Below are 23302 nucleotides of genomic sequence, written 5' to 3'. Positions count from 1 at the left end.
ATACTCTTACCCTATCAGATTCTGAATAAGGCATCGAAAAAGCCCATAGTCTCTCCTTTTTTCTTAAATATCAGCATTGGGATCTCATTGTTGACCTCCACGAGCTTCTCAGCTACACTTCCGAGCAACACCGCTGCAGAAGCAGACCTTCCCCTACTTCCCATCAAAATCAAATCCATCCCCTGTTCTTTTGCCTTTTCGATGATCAGGTGACCCGGCTCGCCTTTGTTTGACAGTATAAAAAGACAATCGAATTCCGGGTGCTGATGCTTTTTCACAAATTTGTCATAATCCTTTCTTGCATTTTCTTCCATGATCCTGGCAAATTCCTCAAATGATTTTCCTGTTTTATAATATCCGGTAGGAACCTCATATAAATGGAGTGCAAAAATTTCAGCTTCAAATTGCTCTGCAGCTTTTTGAGCGAAATTTATCGTCATATTGGTATGCTCCGAAAAGTCCATAGGAAGCAATATCCTTTTGGGAACCTTCATTTCGATCCTTTCAGGCAGGAATAAAACTGAGCACGGAGCCTTTTGAGCCATAGTCTTGGCTAGTGAGCCACTTCCCTTGAGCGTAATTTTCCTTCCCATGATGATGAGATCCACATCTTTGAGTTTTGCCCATCTGAGGAAAGTAGTCATTGGATTTCCCTCTTCGGCAAAAACTTCTATTTCTACATTATCAGGGTATTTGTTTTGTTTGATAATGGTCATAATCTCCGCTTCTATGGCTTCATCGGCGGGCGCTACCAAATCGGGGAATTTTTCTCTGATTTCATCCGGTAGGGCTAGATTTTTGGAAACATGGATAAAATAAAGCTTTTTGATTCCTAGGATCTCGGACAAAATTCCCATTTTGGAAATCAGAATATCATCCATTTCCGTAAGGTCCACTCCGACCATTGCCTTTTCAAAATTCTCCATAGTTTTGCAGCTATTTACCCGTTCAAGTTACAATTTTAAAATATTCTTTGGAAAATTCCCCCATACAATTTATCCTATTCCCCGATTTTATCTGATCCTCCTTTTCTAAATGATTTATATTTGTGTTAAATGGCAAAATCTATAGGTAAATATTTCATAGCAATCGTACCCGAAGGCGAAATCCAACAAAACGCAACGGAATTGAAACTGAAGCTGAAAGAAAATTTCAACCTTAAGTATGCCCTCAAATCCCCTGCACATATCACACTAAAGATGCCATTCAACTGGAATGAAGCCAAAGAAGATAGGTTAAATGGATTACTAAAAAGCTTTTTTGACAAGGTCAAAGCTTTTGACCTGAAATATTCCGGATTTGATCGTTTTGGAAGAAGGGTTATTTTTATCAAGACAAAAGAAGAACCGGCGCTGTTTTCTCTTCAGCTCATGCTTTCCAAATTTTGCAAAACAGACCTCAAACTAGTAGAGGAACTCAGCGATAGGGCCTATCATCCCCACATGACTTTGGCTTTCAAGGACCTGAAAGCAACACAATTTGATACCTATTGGGATTTTATCAAAAAACAAAAATTCGATGCCAAACAGGAAGTCAAAGACATTGCCCTGCTCAAAAGATTAGAAGGAAGATGGGTGGTATTGAGCAAGTTTCATCTAAACGGTACAGACAGTTCTACTACTTAAGGTTTTTCTTTCCGCTCTTGCTCCTTTTCTTCAATTCCTCAAAAACTTCCAGATATTGATCAGTAACATGGTCCCAATTGTACTTTTGGGTCAGGCCTTCCCGCGCGGTAATCCGGAGACAATCAAGGTCATCAGGGCTTATTTCGGCTTTGGAAATCAGGGTGGCAACTGATTCAGGGTTTTTGGAAAAATACCAACCGTGCTTGCCGTTTTGGAGCATCTCCTGATTGAAAGCGGTGTCCAAAGCCAATATTGCACAGCCATAACCCAAAGCCTTCAACATTGCGGGGTTAGTGCCTCCATACTCATGCCCGTGAAAATAGGCGTAGCAATTGTGGTAAAGTGCCTTTAACTCTTCCGGGTCAGTGACATATCCGGTAAACAAAAGCCTTTCATCCTGCATGGATTTGAGTCCCTCGGCATAGGCGTCCTGAAAAGGAACATCGCCGACTATAACCAATTTCCTATTGCAGTCAGATTGGATAAATCCTCCAATAATCAGGTCGGCATTGTTGTCAGGAACCAGCCTCCCCACTATCAGGTAATAGCCTTCCTTTATCAGGTTCCATTTTTGGAGTTTGGCCGGATCAGAATTAAATGAAGGATTGGCACCATAGGCAATGACTTTGGATTCTGTATTGAAAAGCTCCAGGTAGATTCTTCTCATTTCGTCTGAATCATTGATGATTTGATCATAAAACCTCGTAGCCATCCTGGATGCCCAAAAGAAATATTTCGATCCAAAACCTTTCCATTTTGGGCGAAGCCATTCAAGTCCATCGACATTGATGGCAGTCGGTTTTCGGAAGATTCTGGAAATAAATCCAAATGGGCCATTGGCACTGTTGACCACAAAAATCACATCCACATCCGAAAAGCAGGCGTGGATCATCGAAAAAAAGGAATGTGTCAACTGCGTCAGGCTTTTGGTTTCTACTGCAGGCATATAGATCAGCCTGATCCCATTTACTACGGCAGGCTTCTCTTTGAAGAGGGAACGGTGACAATACACCCTGACATCGACACCTCTTTTTTGCAGCCGCTCCCCCAATTCCTTGACCATGGTATCATAGCCTCCATAGACATAGGGATATCCCTTGGCTCCCAAAATACATACCTTCAGCGTTTTGTTTTCTTTAGCCATTTTCAAAAAGTCTGATAAAATTTCTCTGAAAAGCCTCAGGGGAAAATTTCTCCAATACCCTTGATCTTCCTTTTTCACCCATGCCTTTTCTTAATACCTCATTCTTGACCAAAGCAGAAATAGATGTTGCGGCTGAACCGGCATTGTCCCAAGAGATCAAGAATCCAGTTTCTCCTTCCAAAATCATTTCCTTTGCCCCTCCGTGGGCTGTAGCCACAACAGGCTTCCCTGAAGCCATCGCCTCCAAGATTACTGTGGGAAACGGATCTGGTAGAATGGAGGGCAATACAAAAATATCCAATGCCTGAAGGATTTCTGGGATATCTCTGCGGAAACCCAGATAGCTGACATGGGTCTGCAAACCTGAGTTTTTGATTTTTTCTTCCATTTCGGTTATCAAATGTTCTGTCCCTGGGTAGGCGTCACCCACAATTACAAAATGGACGTTTTCATGAATTTGAACCAAACTTTGGGCAATGTCCAAAAAATAGCCCTGCCCTTTCCAGTGATTGATCCTTCCGATCATTCCGATCAAAACCTTTTCTCCGCTTCCCGGAATCTCGGTCTTGATACCGGTTTTACATTCCACATATGGTTTGTAATCAATACCGTTGTGCACCAAGACGAGCTTGGATTCTTCGACTTTTCCCTTCCAATTGTCCCAAACAGCCAGAGAAACCAGGACCACTTTATCCGAATTCATGTTGATGATTTTTCCCATCATCCAGACAAACCATCCCGGAGAAAGCAAAATCTCATGGAGGTGCCAAATGTGTTTAACCCCTTTTTTGCGAGCCAAAAAAGCACCAACCAAAACGGCAGAGGTATTGGAATAAATGTGCGTGATGCGTTCTTCAGACATCAATTTCTCCAAGAAAGCCTTGGCCCTCAGGATTGTTTTGAACCGGTTTAACAATCCGGAAGGGTTAAAATATTTTCTACGCAAAATTCCCAGTTTGTGGATATGGACCTCTGCATTCAATTTTTTTAATTCCTCAACCAATGGACCATCTTCTGAAAGGACAACCAGAACTCCAAATCCTGCATGCTTCAGTGCACGGACAGATTCCAGAAAAATCTTGCTTGCGCCGTATAGGTCCGATGAACCATGGAGCATAAGAATATTTTTTTCGGTGGGAGAATGGTTTTCTGCCATCAAAATTCCCTTTTGAACATGTAGGAAGCTCCCAAAAACCCGGTGTGGTCAGTCAATTCCACATGGATGGAATTGGAATATTTTGAAAAAAGTCGGAACAATACCTGAGGGTCATAGGGGTTCATCTGCATCATGGGCTCGGCTTCCAGTTTCCTGTTTTTAAGACTGGAATAGACAAAGTTGTACAGGGCATAATGCGCCCTCAGGTAATAATGATAATACTTGATTTTCGGCCAATTATTACCATAGGTTGCCTGAATCTGCATGATACCCCCGATTTCAAGCCTGTCCAACAGTTGTTGGAAGATCGCCATCCCGATCTCGGTCTCGATGTGTTGTAAGACGATATAGGAATTGATAAAATCAAACTTGCCCGTATTAGGTAAAGTCTTGCCTTCAGAAAGTAGGAATTCCACATTTTCCGCTCTCATTTCGATGGCGTGGGCTTTTGCCTTTTCAAGAATCTCCGGAGAAACGTCAATGCCTACGGTCCTGTTTTTTGTAACAAAAGAAAAAGGTATCGCCAAACGCCCTACTCCACAACCGAAATCAAGGATAGCCGCTTTGGACAAATCAGAGTCATAAAGCCGTTTGATTCTATGCAATGTCTCAGAGACATAGGTCTCCCCGGTAGCAAAAAATTCAGACAAACCATTATCTGTGATTTTGTCAGACTTGTATTTTGGATCAGAAAGTACCCCATAGTAAGGGTCCTCCTTTCCGAATTTTTTCCAGGTTTCTACGGTGTTGGTCTTCATTTACTTTCTGCTTTTGATGATCTTGGCGGGATTTCCGGCCACGATGCTGTAGGGAGGCACATCCTTGGTGACGATGCTTCCGGCTGCGACAACTGAACCTTTTCCCACTGTCACTCCCGCTAGGATTACTGAGTTGGCAGCTAACCAACAATCATCTTCAATTTTGACGAAAGAGCGGGTCACTCCCTGCTCGATCATGGGCATTGTTGTTTCAGAAAAATTATGGTTTTCCGAATAGATGCTGACCCGTGGAGACATCATGACATTGTCTCCAATCTCGATGTATCCCGAGCAGCCGATATAGGCATAAGGCCCGATGCTGCTGTTGTTTCCGACTTTCAGGCCGACTCCGGCTTCTCCTCCATAGAGGTTGGTCGGTCTGATGATGGCGTAACTCCCAATGGTGACCTTGTCTCCAAAAACCAAACCTTTTTGGGAAAGGCCATTGATCTCGCAATGGTCTTGGGCGATGAAATTTTTGCCCGCAATGATATAAGACGCTTGTCTGATGGTGACGTCTTTTCCGATCAAAAACAGCCCTTTAGCTGCTCCAAACCTCCACCTTACCAACATCCCCCTGACCATCCAAATCCCCATTCTAACCATCACCCCCAAAGTGGAAAACGAGTCCCATTCCGCTCCAAAGCGGTCGCTGAGGTCAATGCCTGCGAGTTTGGAGATGGTTTTGCCGAGGAAATTACCCATTCAGAATTTCTTTAAATGCTTGCTCCAAAGATAGGAAAAACTTCTCCGTGGAAAATTCCTTCAACCTGATTCTCCCTTTTTCGCCCAATTCCTTTCTGAGCTCAATATCATCCACCAAAAGCTTCATGGACTGAAAAAGTGCTTCCGAATCATTTTTCTCCAAAACCAAAGCAGCACCTCCCGCAACTTCCATCAATGCCCCCTGCTTGGAAATGATAACGGGCAAGCCAAAAGAAAAAGCCTCCAAAACAGGCAGTCCAAAACCTTCGTTAGCCGATGGGAAAACATACCCCAAGGCATTTTGGAAGTAGTTTGCCAGCTTTTCCTGCGCCACGTATCCGGTAAAATCGACTCTATCTGTCAATCCCAAAGAAGCCACCAATGCGGTCAAATAATCATAATCATCCAAAGTTTCTCGTGGGCCTCTTTGTCCTACCAAAATCAAACGGAGGTCTTCATAGCCCTTCATCCTTACGAGTTTATCAAATGCGGTGATCAGCATACCGAGGTTTTTCCTTTTCTCCAACACTCCCACATGAAGCAAATACCTAGAAGAAATGACCGAATTTTCTTTAGAAGCGACTGTCCCCCCCGATAGCCCTGAGGCAGGATACACTACTCGGATGGGAATAGATTTAAAAGCAGGCAATTCCTGTAATCTCGTTTTGGAAAATTGGGTTATCGTAATGATTTCCCCATTTTTCCTTAATCCTTTTTCCAAAAAATAAAGGTAGTATTTCAACCAAAGTCTCTGGTAATGGTCAGGATTGTCCCAAAAGAAAGTGTCATGGAGCACGGAGACTTTTTTTCCCCTAGACCAGATTGGACTTAATATGTCAGGGCTAAATACCAGATCAGCCTTGTGATAATAGGAGAGAAAAGGAAGAGTAAATTGCTTTCTGAGGAAATAAAGAAGTTGAAACAGGATGTTTTTCCATTTGGCGGTTTTTCCCCGAAAGCAATGATTTTGCTTCACTTTCTGAAAATCCGGGCTGATTACGTATTCAAAGTCACTTTTGGGGTTTTTGAAAATCTCCTCGCAAAGCGTCACCATGTAGGTTCTGATGCCAGTCTGCGCCACATAGAGGTAATATACATCGATCAAAACCTTGGGCTTAGACATGATTGTGTCGGATTTTAGAATATTCATTCATGGTGTATCCCACCATCCACCAAGAAATCCAACTTACATATAAATACATTTCTGCATTTGCAGTAAATAAAGGTAATAAAAGCCCTGTTTTCACAGCAGCTCCTGAAAAGGCTATCCTTGCTGACATTACATTATCGGTAAGTCTAAAAACCCTGACGGACCGACTTATGGAAAATCCTAGCAACATGATGTAGAATATCATTCCCAAAAACCCCAATTGGACACCATAAATCAGAAACTGGTTTTCACCACCGACTCTTGCTTCGTCTGTGACGCTTCCAGAGTTGCCACTCATGGCAAGGCCAATACCAAAAGGGCTCTCTATCATGGATTCAAGTGCAACCAACCATTCCACCACATGGCCGACACTAGAAGCATTTTGGAATGTAAGTGTATCTACTACAAAATAAAAGAAATCCTCAGAAGCAAAGAAAACCACGAAAATCACAAAAGTCATTGCCAAACCAAAACCGAAAAGTATCAACTTATGGAGCTTAAAAATCACCGCAATAAAAAAAATCATGATAAAGAAAGCCCCAAAAGCTGCCCTGGAACTTGCAAAAAACAAACTCCCCATGGAACAAAGCATGACCAAAATGTAAGGAAAGGAAGCTTCTCTTTTTGTTGTCAAAAACCAGATCAAACCGGTTGCAAAACCCAATAGAACGGAACTTGCGAGTTCGAGGGGATCTGCAAAAAAGGAAGCTAGACGTTTGGTTACGGCTTGAGTTTCAAAAGTCCAAGTCAATCCAAAATTGCCTGAAGGCTCCATATTATTTACCAATTGATTAAAAAGGGGATATCCAGTAAAGTTTTGTAGGTGCCTGTCAATCAGGCTTTCCATAAGGTTGACTGCAAAGGCAGAAATCGCAACCACAAAAATTACCTGAAAAAGCCTTCTTACTTCCAAATCATCAAAATTTGTGTTCCTCCCCACAAAATAGACCAAGGCAGGTATGAGGAGGTTTTTAAAATAAAGGGCTTTGTTGACAAATGTGGTATCTCCCAATGGTAAAAACAGAAATAAGAATGCCAATCCGGTGAAGTACAAAACCAGCCAATCCACAATATGCAAGCGGAATGGATATTCAAAAATTCTCCTCTGGGACAACACGAAAACCAAAACCGAGAGAAGGACTATCAGGTCTTTGGCCAATTGGAAAAATTTTACAGGAAAAGTCGATTCGGTTGACTGAAGTACAATACTTAAAAAGGTAGTATGGAAGGGTAGGTATGCGGCCAAAAAAAATACCATATATTCCCATTTCACTTTGAAGATTATTGCCTTCAAGGTATAGTAGAGGAGAGGTGCATAACCAAGCAGGGCTAAAACAAAGAGTATCTGAGCGATCAATGAATTACAATCTAATTAAGGTCAAAATAACAATACTTTTTAAAAGTCAATTTCTTGGGGAATTTTCTTTTTATAATAAATTGAAAAAATTACTTTTTGTAATTCCCTTATGTCAACATTAATTCATCCGGCTAAATTAAAATTAGGAAATTAAAACATCTAGAAATCCACAAAATTGATAGTGAGGATCAATTATCAAACTTAAAGATCACAATGGGTTTCATATTTTACAGATTAATCCCATTGCTAAATACAGACACCTTTATTGCTATCCAAATTACTTCTTTCCAATTTAACTAACAAACACCATCTTTGAATTTTCTACCTTCTCAACAGTGAATTTGGATCATTTCTCGTTGCTTTTTGAAATGTAGTGGTCTTTGTAAAACAAGCTATGCGCCCTCTTTTGTATCAAATCCTCAATCTCAGGATTGTCTTTTTGATCCTCTGTAGCTGCATACAGTGCCCTTTCCCTAATTTCAGCACCTTCAGGTGGATCGCATAAATAATAAACCGCCAAGGATTTTCTTATGTTTTTACCACCAGTGTTCACTTGTCTACTGAGGCCATGCCATGATTTGTATGTGGTGTCAAATAAAACAGCCCTATTGAATTTAATTTCTACCTCTTTTTCTAATTTTTCAGGCTTATTAGTGAGGGGATTATTACTCCAAAGTCCAAAATGACCTCCAAATTCCGGTAACCAATCTTTTGATAAATAAATTATTAAATTTATACGTCTTTGAAGCCCAAGTTTTGGGTGGATATTATAATCAAGATGAGGGTTTAATTTTCCTCCATCGGGATGCATATGCCATCCGCCACCATGTAGTCCAAAATCAGGATAAAGCTTTATACCTAAAGTTTTACTTAAATAGGAAACAAAAAAATCTGAACAAAGAAATTCAAATAATTTATATGTATTTGGAGGAAACTTATTCCAATCATTCAAAGCAGATTTTTTTTCCAAAGGATTAGAATAATTGTAGAGACTACTGTCTCCTATATTAGGAAATTCATCTGTTAGGCTATCAGCAAGTTTTTTTTCAACAAACCCATCTATAACCATATGGGGAAATGGGAGTGAATTTCTGAATTCCATTACCCTATTTTCAATCTCTGCAAAGTTAATCATGATATTGTTTAAATAAACCATCTAGAAATCCCTTCCAAGCCAATTCCAATTTTAAAGGCCTTCTTCTAATTAAGAAATAAGCTGAAAAGCCAATTATTTTTACAAATTGAAAAGCAAGTGCCAAAGGTATAAAAAATAAATTTGTGTGTTGTTTTATAAAGATAATTTGGTTTCGTTGTACCAGATAATGAACTTGGGGATTGAGATAACCTTCTTTTCCTTTTTCTTTGGATTTGGAAGAATTCCCAACAGAATGGTAAATCACCGAGGATGGTTCAAACCATAATTTATAACCTTGTTCCTTAATTCTAACTGAAAGGTCCACATCCTCAAAAGACCCAAAGAAAAAAAATTCTTTTAGTAGTCCGGTTTTTTTAAGAACATCGGATTTTATCAAAAAAGCACATCCTGTAATCCAATCAGTTTCCTCTCCTTTTAAATTTCCCTTATTTGTTTTGCCTTCTTTTCGTGTAAGTGAAATCCCTAATGAATTTATTAATGTGCCTCCTGCATTCCATATAATATTTCGTTTTATCCCATTATAATAAATCAAAGGTTGGGCAGCACCAAATTCCTGACTGTCATTAATTGAATCTATAAGCTTATCCAAAAAGTCTTGCTCGACCTCAGTATCGTTATTTAACTCCATTACATATTCAAATCCATTCTCCAAGGCAAATTTAATTCCCACGTTATTTCCACCGGAAAAGCCAAGATTTTTTCTATTAAAAAGAAATATTGCAAAATCTCCAAATTCCTCTTTGAGTTTTTGGCCTGACCCATCTTCGGAGTTATTGTCCACGACAACAACTTTAAAATTTTTATAAACACATTTTTTTAAAGAATTCAAGCACAATTTACTATCTGCATAATTATTCCAGTTTATAATAATGATTGCGACTGAGGGTTTTAAACTGGTTATTCTTTCGAGGTGTTTATCCATTATTTTTAAAATAAAAGCAAGCTTGATCTCCTTTTCCAGTTTCGTTAAGAATATCTGCTTTTTGTTTCCAATTCTTTATAAATTTTTGATTAATCAGATTTGTTGAATTATACTCTTTCATGTTTTTTCCATCTTTATAGAGATTTGTAATAACAAATTGATTCTCATTGCTATCAAAAACAACCAAGTTTAATTTCAGCCCTACTTTTTCACCCAAAATTCTCATCGAAAGTTGACTAGGGATAAAAAAATGCCGGGGAGCATCAAGTTGAAACCAATTTATACCTTCCTTTTCCCAAACCTCAGCATCAGTGACTGGAACCCTGATCAATAGCTGTCCCTTGGGTTTTAGGAGCTCGGAGAGCTTTTTCATTGATTCCAAAGGATTTACCATGTGCTCAAAGGAGTGGTTAAGCATGATCAGGTTGAATTGACCCGACACTTCATATAGGCCTTTTCTTTGAAGTTTTAGGCCTTTTGTTGACGTTTCTTTTTTTAGGTATGGATCAAATCCATGAAGATTTGTGTAGCCTGTACAACTCAATTCATATAACAACTGACCGTTTCCACACCCAATGTCTGCAATTGCAGCGTCTTTAGAAATTTTGAGTGGGCTCAGCCAATTATAGTATTCAGGATAACTGAAAAACCATAGTTTCCAATCAAACAAAGTTTTTCTGATTTTTTTAAACTGATTCCTTAAACCTTTACTTTTAATCAGATTTCCGAAAGCGTAGTAGTTTTCAGGATAATACACATCCATATGATCGGGGATATCAACAATCTGAATGGACTTGCAAGCGGCACAATTTAGGTATTCGAATGCTCCACCCATTCCCAGCATCTTCTCATGGGCAAGAAAAATTGAATTGTCTTTATCATTTCCACATCCGCAACAAATCTTCTTTCTTTCACCCAGCATTTTTAACATTTTTTTTGAAGATAATTAAGACCAAATTTTTATTATAAACCCAGTTTAAGGAACAGCAAATCAAGAAAACTACAATCTCTGTTAACAAGAGAGCAAAGCAAAGGCCAATCGCTTCATATTGGTTGGTAAGGAATATCGAAACTGACAGCATAAAGATTACCATCATCCACGATGATTTAAAGAAAAGCTTATTTTGGCCTTTGGCAAGAAAAATTACAACATTCATAATGTTCAGAGAAGCCAAAAAAGGAGTAAAAGCCAGGATTCTTAAATATGCTACCGAATCCGCCAATTCTGCTTTGGAAAGTAATTGAATGATAAACGGGGCAAATGCAAAGATGACCAGGGAAATCATCAAACTGATGACCAAAGACCAAAAACTTACTTTCTTTATATAAATTTTGAAGCCAGATAAATCTTCTTTTAATAATTTCGTTGCATTGGGATAAATAGAATGAATCACCATTGAGGGGAACATCCGCAGGACCATCGATATCCTTTCTGCCAAGCTGAACATCCCCAATACTTCTGCGACCGAAAAGAAACTTAAAATAATCAATCCCCCATGCACTGAAATATGGGTAGCAATATTGGACAAAAAAAGAAGACCATTGTCCTTGAGGGAAGCGAACAACTGTACAAACTTTGGCTTGTAAAACCTAACTTCCAGCATAAAATGGATATATAGTAGGAGTAAGATATTGATCGCCAAACCTGAGGCTCCCATGATGAAATTTACCCATTTGGCTGAATCAGGCTTATTAATAAACAACACGATACCCATCAGGTATAGCAACTTGCTCAAAACGTTGGCGATAGAAATCAATTTCATTTTTTCCATTCCCTGAAAAAACCATAGCGGAAGCGTGGCCTCAGAAAACAAAAGCAAGACAGAAAAGAGTAATATCCACTGATACTCTTTGAACATATTAAGTCCAAACACCGCAAACACGATCCCCAAAGTGGCCAACATTGCCATCAGGACTTTGCTAAAAACGATATTGGAGACAATATGGGAAAGGGTCTCTTTGTCACTTTGGTGCAACGCCACTTCCCTAGGACCGCTAAGGTTATACCCAAAACCTACCAGAATATTGGCAAGGATTATTACCGAAAGTGAAAGATTGACCAATCCAAACCCGTCTACACCAATGGACTGTATCAATAAAGGCATCGAAATCAGTGTAATTACAATATTGGAAGCCTGAATGGTGATCAAAAAAATAAAATTCTGAATCGATTTGCTCTTAAATAGGCCTATGAAAGTATGGGAAGTGATTTTTTCTATCATATCGGGACATGATAAAAATTCAACTTCCTTCTACATGAAGGCGGTATAATTGTCTAAAGTACAATAGAATCATAGCCACCAAGATCATGAGAACCGCACCGAAAACTGTTCCTTTCAATAGTTTGATCCTTGTACTTTTCAGCGGATAACGCGGCGAATCTATGATCTGTATCAGAGGCGAATTGTTGCGGTGGTTGACTTTGGCGATTTCCAGGTTTTTGGTTATCTCGGCAAAAACTGCCGATGCAGCCTGTATGTCCACTTGCTTTCTTCGGCTATCCACTGTAGCACTTTGGACGAGTGCATTTGGAAAGGGGATCCTGTCAGCCATGTTTGCATATTCCATAAGGTTTTCATCCAACACTGCCCTGACACTGTCTGCCTGTATCTGGAGAATATCAAGATTTTCAGCAGTTTTTTTGGTTTTCGTTTCGAAGTAAAAATTATTGACCCTTTCGACCATGGATTCATTGAATACCTTCGCAAATTGCTCATCCTTGGAATTGATGGTGACATATATGATGCTCAATTTCCGATTGGGTTTTTCCACAACCAGATGTTTTTCCCTTATCAGCTTTGATATTTCTTTGACCACGGAATCTTGGGTCACCGAAAAATTTTCCCTAGGAATGGAGAAATTGAGACTTCCCAAATCCACTTTACTTTTCCATTTTTTGTCAAGCTTATTGAATTCAATAAACCTGTCGATAAGTAGGGTTTTGCTGTCAAACGGACTCAGTAGGGTTTTGCCCAACATGTTGTCAGATTTGTAGAGTTCCATGATATTTTCCCCTTGGAAAATTCCAGAAGGACCGCTCATCGAACCCAAATTGATTCCAAGCAGTGAAGCCAATCCTGAGACCTGTCCCATTCCGCCCATGTCCGATTCTTCCAAAACGAAGGTGGTCTCTGCATGGTAAACCGGCTTTTTAAATATAGACACCAAAGCACCAAATACAATCCCAAGTATTGCTGCCAAAATAAAAGTTTTCCACTGACCAAGAAAGAAGGATATCCAACCACGTAAGTTGAGGATGACTTCTTTCAGGGTAATCTTATCATCCAAAATATGTTGTGGCCTGTTCATATTTATCATGGATTGATTTGGGTGAGTACTAATGCAAGTGTTGCAAGTGCGGTTGCTATTCCCACTATCTCGCCGGGTCTGACAGGAAGTCTGGGTCCTTTGGTAGGTACGATCACTTCTGCTCCCGGAGCGACAGCCGGATAGGACCTGAGTCCCAAAAAGCTCTTGGTCCTTGCCACTTCTCCGTTGGCATAGACCACATAGGTTCTTTTCCTATTGGCACGAATATCAAATCCTCCTGCCCTGTTGATATAGAATTTTGTCCCTCTTTCCTTTTCAAACCTTACGGTCGCAGGATAGACTACGTCTCCTCTCAGCCTGACAGTCTGCAGCTGCCTTGGTATGGATATCACATCACCCTCTTCAAGGATAAGGTCTTTATCGGAGCCAGGATTCTTAAGGATTTCTTCCAAATCAATGGCCACGGCCTCCGTCTGCCGGATCCTGATAGGAGCTAAATCTGCCTTGTTTTCAGAGATCCCGGTGATGGCTTCCCTTTTGGATTGGGCTGCAATCGCTCCCTCGGAAGTTCCTAGATCAACATTCCCGATCTCTAGAAACAACCTCTGCAACAACAATTCCTGTGCTTCTGTATTATTGGGATCCTGCTGTAGCTTTTGCTGTAGGTCTTGTAGGTTTCGCTGTCTTCTGAGTTGCTCAGATTCTGTATCAAAAAACTCCGTCCTTCGGATCAAGGTAGCGCCTTTTGTATAGGCATAAGGAGTCAATCCACCTGCTCTTTTGATCACATCTGAGATCCTTTCTTCTGCAGTCTGTACTGAAAATATACCAGGAGAATTCACCTGTCCTTCTATCTGCACCTGTTTGTTGAGTGTAAAATTCGGCTTTCTCCTGACCACGACATTGTCAAAAGGCTTAAGGATAACAGGGTTTTCTTGAATATCGAGACCTATGCTTATTTTGATGGGGACCAATTCGGAAAAAGTCCCCGAATCTTCCGTGGCAGATCTCCGGGCGATTTCGATGTCATCTATGTTTGCAGATTCTCTCAGTCCTCCTGCCAAAATAATGAGGTCTTCGGCTGTCATTTGCTTTGAATAAGGGTATGTGCCGGGATTTTTAACCTCTCCGGTAACTTGCACATAAAACTCTTCCTGAAGATCATAAATGCTTGAAATCCTGACTACATCTTCTCTCCGGAGGGGAATGTCAGGAGTGGAACCTTCCAAAATACCCCTTAAATTAACTGAAATCACTTCGGTAGTAAGGTCATCGTATGTCCTCAGGATACTTGCCCTCTCCATATAGGCTTCACCTCGAATACCATCTGCGTTTTTAATTAATTGAGAAAGGGTCAGTCCTTCTGTAAGGGAGAAGTTACCCTCTCTGAAAACCGCGCCTTTGATTTGCACCCTGTTTGTAAACCTGTTCAATACTTTGCCAACTGTGTATTCATCACCACCTTTGACAGTAAAAATTGAAAATTGTTCATTGAAAATGTCCGAAACTGCTTTTTCTTTACCCGTGATTCTGATGACATTGATCCTGTCTTTGAAAGCCAAGTCGGTAAATCCTCCTGCATATTTTAAAAGGTCTGCAAAAGTTTCACCTTCTTTCACCTCAAAGATTTTTGGTCTTTTGACCTCACCCAAGACACTTACTCTGGATAAAAAGGGATCGACCATTACCACATCCTGATCCTTCAATTGGAAGTTAAGGTTTGCATTTCCGTTGATCAAAAAATCATAAATATCGACTGTTGAAACGATTTTTCCATCTCTGATTATTTTTACCTGCCGCATAGTCCCATTGTCATTAGGCCCTCCCGCAGCATACAGTGCATTGAATACCGTAGAAAAGGCACTCAAAGTAAACGTGCCTGGCAGCCTCAGTTCTCCTACCAAATGAACTTTAATCGTCCTGACATTCCCCAGGGTTACCTGCATGAAGGTATTGGGATTGCTTCCGGTCATTCCTGTATAAAAATTGGAAAGCCTGTTTCTGATAATGATGGCAGCATCTTCAATGCTTTTACCTGAAAGCCCCACAGGCCCTACATTATCTAAAAGAATAAAGCCATCTGAACTGATGGTGGCTTCATAGTACTTTTCCGATTGTCCATATACATCAATATAAATCAGGTCACCCGGACCAAGAACATAATTTTTGGGTGTCGCGATATTGAGATTAGGTTCAAAACTCAACCTCCTCTTTTTATTATAAAAGATGTCTGCACCAAAATAAGGGGAGGGTTCTTCGAAGAATATGCCAAAGTCATCCTGTTCTTTGAAAAGACCTTCTGTTATTTCATTTAGGTCACTTTGTCTTCTCGGTTCTCTCTTGGAAGGTGTAGCCCCGGGTCTTCCAGCAGAACCCGAAAACTCCATTTTTTCTATTCTTCCTCTCAGTTTTTCCAGTTCCACTTCAGAAACACCCCTCAACCTAGCCATTTGGATCAGCTCAAACTCAGTCAGTCCGGCTTCATTGGCTCGGCGGATAAGTTCCTGGATTTGAGCATCAGAAAGGTCATCTACTTTGATGCTGCTGAGGTCAGCCATTGATTGGGCTTGTGCGACATTTGAATCGAAGCAAAGCACAGCAATCGCAATGAAAAATATTCCTAAGGCTTTTTTTAGAAATAATTTGGGCTGAAAATACATAAGGTATTGGTGTGTCATCTGATTGGCAACTTGGTCATACTTGTTTAAATATATCGTATAAACCCAGGGTGTTTTCTTTATAAAATGGGAGAAAATCTGTGTAAAGATAACTATTCCATGCAGTAAAGAAATATCATAGCAATTAAATTAGGCCTATTCCAATTACTCCGTACAGTTTTTACAGATGTCAATTTGTGACCTATCTTCCAACAATTGTTTCCGAAATTTCGAATATGTCTCATTTTTCCAGATTTCCTTGAAACTGCTTTCTCCGATTTTTCCCATCACATGTTGTCCATCTTTGTCAAAACAACAAGGCAGCATCCTGCCATCCCAAGTCAAAACTGCCCCTTGCCACATACGCCAACATTTATTTTCGATTTTCTTCTTGAGTCTCCAGGTCCCATTGCCATTGGGTAAGTAGCGGGAATATCGGTGGTCACTTGGAATCAAAGGTGATCCTTTTTCAAAATCATAGATTTGGGTGGTTTTCAGCTGTAATTCATCCACTCCGACTTCTATAGCCCAATCTTTTAGGGCAGGAATCTGATGCTCGTTTTTGCCCGTCACAAGAAACTGAAGGACAATTCTTGGGTAAAGCTGTCTGGATTCTTTTCTTGTTTGAAGCAGAAGCGAAAGCCCCTTTTTTACTTTTTCAAGGTTTCCCCCAATCCTATAATCCTCATAAATCTCCTGTGTGATGCCGTCCATAGATACGATAAGCTGCTTTAATCCTGATGAAAGGATAGATTCCACATTTTTTTGATTCAGGTAATGGGCATTGGTAGAAGTGGAGGTAAAGACCTTGCTTTTGTCCGCATAAGAAACCATATCCAAAAATTTTGGATGAAGAAAAGGCTCTCCCTGAAAGTAAATATGGAGGAAGGTGAGATAGTCTTTTGATTGGTCTATGATGTCACGGAAAAGTTGCTCTTCTATCATTCCTGTAGGCCTCGAAAAATTCCGCAACCCACTCGGGCATTCGGGACAGCGGAGGTTACAGCTTGTCGTCGGTTCAATGGACAATGTGGTTGGAAGGCCCCAAATTCTAGGCTTTCCAAGTAATCTGCTGATTTGATAGGAAGACAAAAGCAAAAGGTAATTGCTGAGTTTTTTGAAACTCATGTATTTCAATAGTGCCTTTCCAATTACCAATTTATTTTCCACGGATTGAAATAACCAAAAAATAACGAGCAAATAAAAAGTGCCGGCGGTTACCGGCACTTTTTCCATTTAATTTACTCCATATTAAAACAGATACTCATTAAGTATTTGAAAGTTATTTCAAATTCTATCGACCATGGTCTATTAACTATAGTCTGTTAACTATGGCCCATAAACTGTCATAATTATTGCGGTAACAAAACCTTATCAATCACATGGATTACCCCATTGGTGGCATGGATATTCAAGGCCGCTGCAACTAGTCCCGAATCATTGATTTTTAGGTTGGATAAATTTACTGTAAGATTTTTACCTGAAAGCAAGGTAGGCAAAGATGCACCTTGTCTCAAATCTTGAGAGAAAGCCCTAGCAGGAACCACATGATACTGCAAAACAGCGGTCAAAGTTGCCAAATCAATTTCATCAACACCTGAAACACCTAAGGCAGTGTAAAGATCTTGGAATGCCGCATCAGTTGGCGCAAATACGGTTAAGTTGTCGTTAAAACCACCTTGAAATGCTCCTGCAAGATTGGCCCGGACCAAAGCAGCTACCAATTGTGTGAATTGGGGAGTTGCCGCAGTAGTGGAGGCAATCGCAATTTCGGCAATATTCTGCGTGGGAGCTGTTATCACATTATCAAGTACGTGAATGATTCCGTTGGATGCCGCTACATCAGTAGAAATAATTTTGGTATTTCCATTGATCCAGATTTCATTATTTGGGGCAATACTAACATAAAAAGGATCACCGGATACGGTGGTAACTTTACCTGCAGTGACCGCAGAAGAAGGAACTGAAGCACCTACTACGTGGTAGGTCAAAGTTTCTTCCAATCCATCGGAAGCCAATAATTGAGCTGCAGTAAGGGAATTTGCAGTAAGAAATCTGTTGAACGCATCATTTGTAGGTGCAAATACTGTGAATGGACCTTTACCTGAAAGTGTGGGTACTAATCCTGCCGTCTGAACTGCAGTTACTAATGTTGAAAAATTAGTATTTGAGGCTGCTACTTCTACAATATTGGGGTCAGGTGTAATTGGGTCATTCTCATTGCAAGAAGAGAAAAGCACAAGTGCTGCCGAGAATAAGGCTAAGGTCGCCAAGGACCATTTTGATCTGATAGTTTTCATAATTTTTTGTTGGTTAGGTATTGAATTACATATTTAATAACCCAATCAGTCAATGAATGTTATTTCAGAAGCAATCATTGACTTAAAACTGTAAATGAACAGAAACAATTTGTAACTAAACTCAACAATATAAGTTAATTTAGTTACCCCCTTGAAAAAAAAATCAACCAATAATTTTAAGATTCCTTGTAGATTTGGGCAAGTTCTATACCCGCCTGGCATTCTTATGAAAAACCAAATTCTCTTTTCTGCAATTTTGAGTCTTGTTATAATTTTTTCATCCTGCAAAAAGGAAACCGAGCATTGCCATTTGGACGAAGATATCCTCAATACAGACTTAGAATTGAAGATTGTAAGGTTGGAAAACGATTTCTTTTCAGCAAAAACCCCTGACGAATTCACTTACCTTTTTGAAAACCACTCCTACTTCGCAGAAAAGTATCTATTGACGTCCAACTATCCCTTTAAAGAGGATTTGGCTGCTGATCTTCTTGCTACCCATCAGGATACGCTGATGCGTGAACTTTACGATGAAGTGATGATTCACTACCCTGATGTCACAGGTTTGGAAAAAGACTTGAGCGATGCCTTCAAGTATATCAAGCACTATTTTCCGGAATTTAAGGTGCCAAAGGTCTATACTTTTGTCAGCGGGTTTAGCTCTGATCTTTATATCGACGAAGAAATGGTCGTCATTGGCTTGGACTATTTTCTGCCTTCGGACCATCGGTTTCAGGTACCGGATTTGCCTGAATATATTGCAAAAAGGTATGAAGCCAAATACATTGTACCGATGATTGTTACAGCGATTTCTTCCGTGTACAATAAGACTGACCTCAAGCAAAATTCCCTCGTAGCCGAAATGATATACTATGGCAAGGCCTATCATTTTACCAAAGCAATCCTTCCTTGCACTCCGGATGAGTTTATCATCGGCTATTCAAGCGAAGAGGTGGCAGCATGCTTTGACAATGAAGTTTTGATTTGGTCCTATTTTGTGGAAAATGACCTGCTATTCGAAACCAATCCCTTTGAAATCAGAAAATATACCGGCGAAGCACCATCCACCGTTGAAATCAGTCCTGACGCTCCGGGTAGAGTAGGGAGGTGGCTTGGATGGAATATTGTGGACGATTACCAATTCAACAAAGATGTCCCGCTATGGGAATTGATGGAAGAATCCGACACTGAAAAAATCTTCAAGCTGTCAGGATATAAACCTCGTCCCTAAAATCCTTTCCGAATTTGTCCGGATCGATAACTGCAAGAAGCCTTTGAATAGCTATCTCTTTTGAAAAATATTTCTCAGCCAATTCACGGGAATTTTTTTGAGTTTCCTGAAGTAATTTTTGATCTGAAGCCATTTTTTCCAACTTTTCAAAAGCTACTTCGGGATTTTCAGGATTGAAATAAATTCCCAAACTATACTCCCTGACCAATTGGTACACCCAACCTTTATGGTTGACGATGATTCCCTTTCCTGCTGCCAAGGCATCAAAAAATTTATTGGGACTGTTGGTTTTAAGTACAGGAAGGTGGGCAAAGGTGACCATTGCCATATCCGAAACCGACAAGAGCTGACGGACTTCCTCCTTGCTTCCAAAGGGGAAATAGAAAAAATTGTGAAGCCCCAAGTTCTTTGCTTTGCGTAGCAAATCTTCAGCCTTGGATCCTTTTCCCATTACGGCAAACTGGTAATCCTTACCTCTGTCTTGTGCCATTTTTGCCAAGATCAGCATTTCATCGACAGCATTGACCTGACCGATCGCGCCTGCGTAGGCGATGGTAAAGGTCGGTTTGAGACCAAATTTTTGAAGAATTGATTCCTTTTTCTCCATGGGATGGAAAAACTCAGTGTCAGCAAAATTAGGGATCAGGTGGATTTTGCAGAAATCGCACTTTTCACGGATGGAGTTGGCGATGCCGGGAGAAAGGGCTATCACCTTAAAAGCATGCCTGTAAATCTTGGACTCGAGACTGTAGAGAATTTTCTTCAAGACAGGATTTTGGATGACGCCCACCTGTATCGGAGCGTCCGGCCAAAGGTCTCTGACTTCAAAAAAGAAAGGAATTGCCAGCTTCTTTTTGGCCCACAGCCCAATCCATCCGGTAGTCAATGGAGTCGAAGTAATGTATAAAAAATCAGGCCGTGGTAATTTGAGCAGAAGCTTTTTTGTCTGATCCACAAATGCGGAAAATGCCCAAATTCTCTTCAAAAACCCATATTCCTGACGGTAGGATACTGGAAGGTAATGTATCTTGATCCCGTCAATGAGCTTGAAATCATAATAGTTTTCAGAGTGCGAGGTAATCATCTCCACCTCGATACCCGCCTCTACCATGCCTTTGGCCAAGTGGTATGAGCGGGTTCCTCCTCCCTGAGCAGGAGTGACAAAATACTGATGGATATAAATGATTTTCATTTCGAAAACTTACTCAGCCAACCTGCTAGGATAAACATGTTCCAAACCAAAAGGAAATGTCTCTTTTCTGCCTTTTCTGGCTGCGCTGTAAATTTAAGCATTTCGGGTGGAAAACATTCCCCCCAGTCTTTTGATAGCTGTCGGATGGGTTCAAAGATCCATTCCCTAAAATCATTTTCCTCCATCCATTCCTGCAGGGGCAAACCAAATCCAAGTTTCTTCCGGTCTGCAATCTGCCCTAGGCCACGTTTCCTCAAGGCTTCCTTGATAAAAACTTTTCCTTTGCTTTTCAATAATTCCTCTTCTGTCTGAAAAAGGGCAAATTCAAGTAGCTCAGAATATAAATAAGGTGCACGGCCTTCAATGCCATGTGCCATGCAGGCATTGTCATGGATTTTCAAAATGTCATTGACCAGGTAGAAAGTCCTGTCCCAATCCAAAGCATTCTTGAAACCAAATTCGCTTTTGGGATACCAAGGTCTGAAAAAACCTAAATATGCCTCGGGGATTTTCTCAACAGCGGCCATTTGGATAAAAGTGTCTTCAGGATTTTTGGAGATACTTTGTAGCAATTTTTTCAGATATCCTGGAAATGGGAAATCTGAAAAGGTGGCAATCTGCCTCAACAATGTGGGATGGTTCAGGTAATGTCTAAACGCCCGATGCCTGTTGTATCCGGCAAAAAGCTCATCCGCACCTGCACCTGAGATCAGGACTTTGACTTCTTCTTTGGCTTCCTTGGCTACAAGCCAAGTCAAAAAACCTGCGCTGTCTCCGATAGGTTGGTCCATGGATTGGATGTAGGCACCCCAATTATCCATGAGCGTTGACTTATTCACCCTGATTTCTCTGTTTTCGGAAGGATATTGTTGGTTGAAAATCCTTACAAAATGGGGGTCTCTGTATTTGTGTTGTAACTTGCTTTCCAAAGCCACTGTATAGGTTGGGAATTTTTGCCCGGTGAGTTCATACCCAACTGCATACAGAAGACTGCTGTCTGCACCACCACTGAGCACCATTCCGACAGGCCTTTGGGCGGCAAAACTTTTGGAGACAGCCTCTTTGAGTATTTCTTCAAATTTATTTTGGGAAGTTTCATGTTTTTGGTTTGGCTCCAAAACCATTTTCTCTCTTTGGATAACATGCCCATCGAAATCCAGAATGATAATTTCTCCTGGCAAGACCTGCCTCACCTCTTCAAAAAATGACCTGTCCGGCATACTGTGCCTGTAGTAGAAAAAAGGCAGAAATTGGGTTTTGTCGATTTTGGGTTTGTTTTTCATTCCTGCCAAAATCCCTTTGGTCTCTGAGGAAAATATCCAGGAATTTCCATGTTGGTGAAAATAAAGAGGTTTCTCTCCTGAGGCATCCCGGCTTACCAAAATCTCCTTCTTGCCAAGATCTGCGAAGACAAAGGCAAACATGCCCTTGAGTTGTTGGATTCCTTTTTTGCCAAAAGTCTTTAGCCAATGTAACAAGACGACAGAATCTGAACCTGTATCCAAATGGTGTCCCCGATTGACCAGGATTTCTTTCAATTCGGGATGGTTGTAGAGTTCGCCATTAAAGACCAACAACGCCGATTGGTCTTCGCACCAAAGCGGCTGGTTGGAGGCATCGCTGAGGTCTTGGATTTTTAACCTATTGGCCGCAAAAAATATATCATCTTCTACTTTGCAGAAACCAGAAAAATCCGGTCCACGGTGTTCAGTCGCATGCATCATCTTTTGGATGGCAGCTAGGCCATCGGATACAGGTTGGATGAGTACATGGATTCCACACATTTATTTTTTCCTTTTTGGGGGTATAGCGTCTTTGTTCAGGATAGCCTCTTTGTTTTTTTCAAAATACCTGCAAAGATGGGTGATATTGCACTCCAGACATTTGGGACTCCTCGCCAGGCAAACATACCGGCCATGCAAAATCAGCCAATGATGGGCGATGTGGACGTATTTCTTTGGGATATTTTTAATCAGCTGCTTTTCCACTTCCAGGGGTGTCTTTGCATTTTGATTGACCAAACCCAAGCGCTTAGAAACCCTGAAAACATGCGTATCTACTGCCATATTGGGTTGGTTCCAAACTACCGAGGTGATGACATTGGCAGTTTTACGTCCTACACCGGGAAGCTTGACAAGCTCCTCCACGGTGGAAGGAACCTCTCCTCCAAATTCTTCCGTCAGCATTTTTCCCAAACCTATGAGGTGTTTGGTCTTGTTATTTGGATAAGAAATGCTGCGGATATAGGGGAAAAGCGTATCAAAATCGGTGGCTGCCAAATGCGCAGGAGTAGGAAAATCCCTGAATATCGCAGGAGTTGTCATGTTGACACGCTTATCGGTGCACTGCGCACTCAAGACCACGGATACCAAAAGCTGAAAGGGATTTTCGAAGACGAGTTCCGTCTCCGCTACCGGCATATGTTGGGCAAAATGGTCTATTACTGCAGCGTATCTTTCTTTTCGAAGCATGATTACTTACTATTTTCTAAATTTGAATATTCAAGGATATAAAAAATTGATTTTGATCGATACTGGATATTTGTTGATATTTTGTCTCCAAAACATTAAGGTTGAAATTTCTGGGTTCTAAATCGGACATTACCAATAACCATTAACTTAATAACCATATCCCATTTTTTACAACAAGTAATCCTTACTTTCGTTGTTTCACAGATCA

20 protein-coding genes are annotated in these 23302 nt (G+C 40.6%); 2 read left to right on the top strand and 18 right to left on the bottom strand.

The genetic code is table 11. From position 1 onward, the window contains the following. Nucleotides 1-14: 14 nt before the first annotated feature. Nucleotides 15-926 carry a universal stress protein gene (locus MMU07_RS09525; protein ID WP_241125635.1) on the bottom strand — a complete coding sequence of 304 codons (912 nt, stop codon included), beginning with the start codon at nucleotides 924-926 and terminating at the stop codon, nucleotides 15-17. Nucleotides 927-1055: 129 nt separating this feature from the next. On the opposite strand from MMU07_RS09525, the gene MMU07_RS09520 reads away from it, so the two are divergent. After that, the gene (locus tag MMU07_RS09520) at nucleotides 1056-1625 is read left to right on the top strand and encodes a 2'-5' RNA ligase family protein (protein WP_241125634.1); all 570 of its coding nucleotides are present in this window, start codon (nucleotides 1056-1058) and stop codon (nucleotides 1623-1625) included. On the opposite strand, the gene MMU07_RS09515 is transcribed toward MMU07_RS09520, so the two are convergent. The 14 genes from MMU07_RS09515 to MMU07_RS09450 all read right to left on the bottom strand — a co-directional run bounded on the left by MMU07_RS09515 (nucleotide 1618) and on the right by MMU07_RS09450 (nucleotide 18200). Then, a complete protein-coding gene (locus MMU07_RS09515; protein WP_241125633.1) occupies nucleotides 1618-2769 on the bottom strand; it encodes a DUF1972 domain-containing protein in 1152 nt (383 codons plus the stop codon). The two genes, MMU07_RS09520 and MMU07_RS09515, sit on opposite strands and share 8 nt — an antisense overlap. Next, nucleotides 2762-3925, bottom strand: coding sequence for a glycosyltransferase family 4 protein (locus MMU07_RS09510; RefSeq protein WP_241125632.1), 1164 nt, complete (start codon nucleotides 3923-3925; stop codon nucleotides 2762-2764). Before MMU07_RS09510 ends, MMU07_RS09515 begins: the two co-directional genes overlap by 8 nt. Further along, nucleotides 3925-4683, bottom strand: coding sequence for a class I SAM-dependent methyltransferase (locus MMU07_RS09505; RefSeq protein WP_241125631.1), 759 nt, complete (start codon nucleotides 4681-4683; stop codon nucleotides 3925-3927). Before MMU07_RS09505 ends, MMU07_RS09510 begins: the two co-directional genes overlap by 1 nt. Then, entirely contained in the window at nucleotides 4684-5388 is a 705-nt protein-coding gene (locus MMU07_RS09500; protein ID WP_241125630.1) for an acyltransferase, read from the bottom strand. Then, complete coding sequence (locus MMU07_RS09495; RefSeq protein WP_241125629.1) at nucleotides 5381-6511, bottom strand: glycosyltransferase family 4 protein; 1131 nt, start codon at nucleotides 6509-6511, stop codon at nucleotides 5381-5383. Before MMU07_RS09495 ends, MMU07_RS09500 begins: the two co-directional genes overlap by 8 nt. Beyond that, nucleotides 6504-7832: an O-antigen ligase family protein gene (locus MMU07_RS09490; RefSeq protein ID WP_241125628.1), complete on the bottom strand. Its 1329-nt coding sequence runs from the start codon at nucleotides 7830-7832 to the stop codon at nucleotides 6504-6506. Before MMU07_RS09490 ends, MMU07_RS09495 begins: the two co-directional genes overlap by 8 nt. Before the next feature lie 409 nt (nucleotides 7833-8241). Next, the gene (locus MMU07_RS09485) at nucleotides 8242-9030 is read right to left on the bottom strand and encodes a 2OG-Fe(II) oxygenase (protein ID WP_241125627.1); all 789 of its coding nucleotides are present in this window, start codon (nucleotides 9028-9030) and stop codon (nucleotides 8242-8244) included. After that, the gene (locus MMU07_RS09480) at nucleotides 9023-9973 is read right to left on the bottom strand and encodes a glycosyltransferase family 2 protein (protein WP_241125626.1); all 951 of its coding nucleotides are present in this window, start codon (nucleotides 9971-9973) and stop codon (nucleotides 9023-9025) included. The genes MMU07_RS09485 and MMU07_RS09480 overlap by 8 nt, the downstream gene beginning before the upstream one ends. Further along, complete coding sequence (locus tag MMU07_RS09475) at nucleotides 9966-10736, bottom strand: class I SAM-dependent methyltransferase (protein WP_241125688.1); 771 nt, start codon at nucleotides 10734-10736, stop codon at nucleotides 9966-9968. Before MMU07_RS09475 ends, MMU07_RS09480 begins: the two co-directional genes overlap by 8 nt. Nucleotides 10737-10884: 148 nt before the next feature. Continuing rightward, a complete protein-coding gene (locus MMU07_RS09470; RefSeq protein WP_241125625.1) occupies nucleotides 10885-12195 on the bottom strand; it encodes an oligosaccharide flippase family protein in 1311 nt (436 codons plus the stop codon). Nucleotides 12196-12214: 19 nt separating this feature from the next. Next, on the bottom strand, nucleotides 12215-13282 hold the full coding sequence (locus MMU07_RS09465; protein WP_241125624.1) for a Wzz/FepE/Etk N-terminal domain-containing protein: 1068 nt from the start codon (nucleotides 13280-13282) through the stop codon (nucleotides 12215-12217). A 5-nt stretch (nucleotides 13283-13287) separates the two neighbouring features. Continuing rightward, entirely contained in the window at nucleotides 13288-15921 is a 2634-nt protein-coding gene (locus MMU07_RS09460) for an SLBB domain-containing protein (protein WP_336246185.1), read from the bottom strand. Between the two features lie 144 nt (nucleotides 15922-16065). Beyond that, nucleotides 16066-17070 (bottom strand): radical SAM/SPASM domain-containing protein, encoded by a 1005-nt coding sequence (locus tag MMU07_RS09455; RefSeq protein WP_241125623.1) that lies wholly within the window; start codon nucleotides 17068-17070, stop codon nucleotides 16066-16068. A gap of 182 nt (nucleotides 17071-17252) precedes the next feature. Next, nucleotides 17253-18200 (bottom strand): fasciclin domain-containing protein, encoded by a 948-nt coding sequence (locus MMU07_RS09450; RefSeq protein WP_241125622.1) that lies wholly within the window; start codon nucleotides 18198-18200, stop codon nucleotides 17253-17255. A 226-nt stretch (nucleotides 18201-18426) separates the two neighbouring features. On the opposite strand from MMU07_RS09450, the gene gldB reads away from it, so the two are divergent. After that, nucleotides 18427-19431, top strand: coding sequence for a gliding motility lipoprotein GldB (gldB, locus tag MMU07_RS09445; protein WP_241125621.1), 1005 nt, complete (start codon nucleotides 18427-18429; stop codon nucleotides 19429-19431). Here the strand turns inward: gldB and MMU07_RS09440 are convergent. From MMU07_RS09440 to nth, 3 genes are read right to left on the bottom strand one after another with little or no spacing between them, the layout of a single operon-like run. Continuing rightward, nucleotides 19400-20623: a glycosyltransferase family 4 protein gene (locus MMU07_RS09440; RefSeq protein ID WP_241125620.1), complete on the bottom strand. Its 1224-nt coding sequence runs from the start codon at nucleotides 20621-20623 to the stop codon at nucleotides 19400-19402. The two genes, gldB and MMU07_RS09440, sit on opposite strands and share 32 nt — an antisense overlap. Next, nucleotides 20620-22407, bottom strand: coding sequence for an asparagine synthase (glutamine-hydrolyzing) (gene asnB, locus MMU07_RS09435; RefSeq protein ID WP_241125619.1), 1788 nt, complete (start codon nucleotides 22405-22407; stop codon nucleotides 20620-20622). Before asnB ends, MMU07_RS09440 begins: the two co-directional genes overlap by 4 nt. Continuing rightward, nucleotides 22408-23094 (bottom strand): endonuclease III, encoded by a 687-nt coding sequence (gene nth / locus MMU07_RS09430; RefSeq protein WP_241125618.1) that lies wholly within the window; start codon nucleotides 23092-23094, stop codon nucleotides 22408-22410. Nucleotides 23095-23302 lie beyond the last annotated feature (208 nt).

This window comes from Cognataquiflexum nitidum, from assembly GCF_022538055.1.
In the GTDB taxonomy this organism is placed as follows: domain Bacteria; phylum Bacteroidota; class Bacteroidia; order Cytophagales; family Cyclobacteriaceae; genus Cognataquiflexum; species Cognataquiflexum nitidum.
This window is presented reverse-complemented; position numbering and strand designations above follow the sequence as displayed.